Source organism: Caballeronia sp. GAFFF2, assembly GCF_023631485.1.
In the GTDB taxonomy this organism is placed as follows: Bacteria; Pseudomonadota; Gammaproteobacteria; order Burkholderiales; family Burkholderiaceae; genus Caballeronia.
Genome location: NZ_JALQDA010000074.1, coordinates 1 through 2,236 on the forward strand (window position 1 = coordinate 1; position 2,236 = coordinate 2,236).

The window sequence follows — 2,236 nt, forward strand, 5'->3', positions numbered from 1 at the left end:
ATCGCCAGCTTGCCAGTGGGTACAAAACCCGACATTTGTATATTGCTAGAACACGACATTCTCATATTGCTTCTACAGGGCCGCGCGAGGTGATCGATAATTATGTCAAATATGGATTTCGGATTAGTCTGTGATACTCACGTATCCACACAGCTGCTGGTGCGCCCGTATTAAATGTTGGGCAATCTGGCCGAAGCTCTGCTTCAATCTGGTCGATCGACGGCAGCGTTGTTCCCAGCGATTCGGGCACCTGTCGAAGCAACTGATACTCGGCCACGCCCATTTGTAGTGGTCAACTAATCCCGGACACTGCGTTAAGTTTTTCTTCCGCAACAGCTGGTGCCAGTCCGTCGTTGAACTGATGCGGTCGTTTCCAGTTGTACCGGTGCATCAGATAGTGGCTGATATCCCGGTGCGCTTCCTGCGCCGACATGTATCCCACTGACGGCAGCCATTCCGTCTTGAAGCTGCGGAACAGCCTTTCCATCGGGGAGTTATCCCAACAATTTCCTCGACGGCTCATGCTCTGCTGTATCCGATAGCGCCAGAGGCGCTGACGGAATTTCCGGCTTGCATATTGGCCGCCTTGATCCGAGTGAAACAGCAAGCCTTGCGGTCGACCACGCTGCTCATAGGCCATCTGACGCCTGTACGACCAGATCGGCATCAGGGCGTGTCGAGAAGGACCAGCCAACAACCCGACGCGTGAACAGGTCGAGTACTACGGCCAGATAATGCCAACGGCCCTGCGCCCAGACATACGTGATGTCACCACACCAGACCTGATTCGGCGTACCAACCTCGAATTCGCGATTGAGATAGTTCGGGATATCGATCCGCTCGACCGTGGCTTGCTTGTAGATATGGCGCCCCGGCTGCTTGCAGATCAACCCGAGCTCTTCCATCAAGCGGCTGACCTTGAAGCGGCCAATCGCCGTACCTTCCTCACGCATCATGCCCATGATGCTGCGACTGCCAGCAGAACTTCGACTCTCGATGAACAGCTCATGTACTCGGCTACGCAGTGCCATGCGCTCGGCATCAACGCGTCGGGCTCGCCCTCGGTGGGCATACAGGCAGGACCGCGATACGTCGAATACCGCGCAGATCAGTTCGACCGATTCGCTTGCGCCAATCTGATCAATTACTTCGTACGTTCGATGCCTTCCGACATCAAGAGCGCGGTAGCCTTTTTTAAAATGGCCTTCTCACGCTCGAGGCGTTCGATACGTGCCTCGAGTTCCTGAATACGCTGTTGATCCGGCGTGATTGCCTTGCCCTGTGGCGTGACGCCCTGGCGTTCCATCTGAAGTTGCTGCACCCAGCGGCGCAGCACCGTCTCGCCGACGCCGACCGAGCGGCTTGCTTCCATATGGCTATAGCCCTGGTCGAGCACCAGACCGGCGGCTTGCTGTTTGAACTCCGGGGAAAACGTACGTCGTTGCTTGCTCATCAGACACCTCTTCATGGCGACCATTCTCGCCTAAATCAGCGTCCGGATTCATTAGACCACTACAGAACGCAGTGGTCTTAGAAAAGCGGGCAGGTCAGACGGCTTTTTCATTCTTGGGCGGCGCACGGAAGCGTACGGCGACAAGCCGGCCATGCCGCCTTCGTCGTATGCGTGTTCCCAGTTGCCAATGATGTTGAAATTTCGGATATCAAAGAGGGCTGCAACTTGGCGGTAGGACAATTCGTCATCTCGCATACGTTGCAAAACCGATAGCTTGAATTCTAAGCTATAGGTCGCTCTACGCTTCTCCTGCACACCTTCAGCGCCATGTACGCGGTAAAGCGCTGCCCATCTACGCAGCGATTCTACGTTGATGCCATGACGTCGCGCGACGACCTTGAGCCCGTGATGGCCAGCGCAATAATCCTTAACTGCAGCGAGCTTCGCTTGTTCTGTATATTTTCCCAAGACATTCCCCAAAGATAGGTGCAACCTTCGGGGGTCAGTTCATTCGAATCAGTGGACACCTTTCATGACAGAAGAACACTCAGAAACGACTGGGCTGAAGGTCGTCAACGTCGGTCGGGACGGCAAGCGCAGATATGACCGGCAAACCAAACAGAAGTTGGTGGAAGCGTGTCTTGAGCCGGGTGCTTCGGTCGCCGGGCTCGCACTCAAGCATGGGGTCAACGCCAACTTGAACCGCCCCGGAAATGTAGGAGACTTCGGATCTTGGCTGTAACGGGAGATTTGAAGCATGGAAAGCGAAGGCAAGACAAGGAA

General features: G+C 55.1%; 1 protein-coding gene and 3 pseudogenes. 1 reads left to right on the top strand and 3 read right to left on the bottom strand.

Annotated features, from left to right (window positions below):
- Nucleotides 1-100: 100 nt before the first annotated feature.
- The 3 genes and pseudogenes from NCT04_RS34940 to NCT04_RS34110 form a co-directional block, all read right to left on the bottom strand.
- Nucleotides 101-283, bottom strand: a pseudogene (locus NCT04_RS34940) (hypothetical protein); the annotation flags it as partial.
- 9 nt (nt 284-292) lie between these two features.
- Nucleotides 293-1,453, bottom strand: a pseudogene (locus tag NCT04_RS34105) (IS3 family transposase).
- A 51-nt stretch (nt 1,454-1,504) separates the two neighbouring features.
- Nucleotides 1,505-1,921, bottom strand: a complete 417-nt coding sequence (locus NCT04_RS34110; RefSeq protein WP_284509500.1) for a helix-turn-helix domain-containing protein — start codon at nt 1,919-1,921, stop codon at nt 1,505-1,507.
- 64 nt (nt 1,922-1,985) lie between these two features.
- Between NCT04_RS34110 and NCT04_RS34115 the strand changes: the two are divergent.
- Nucleotides 1,986-2,150: pseudogene (locus tag NCT04_RS34115) on the top strand (transposase); the annotation flags it as partial.
- Nucleotides 2,151-2,236: the final 86 nt, after the last annotated feature.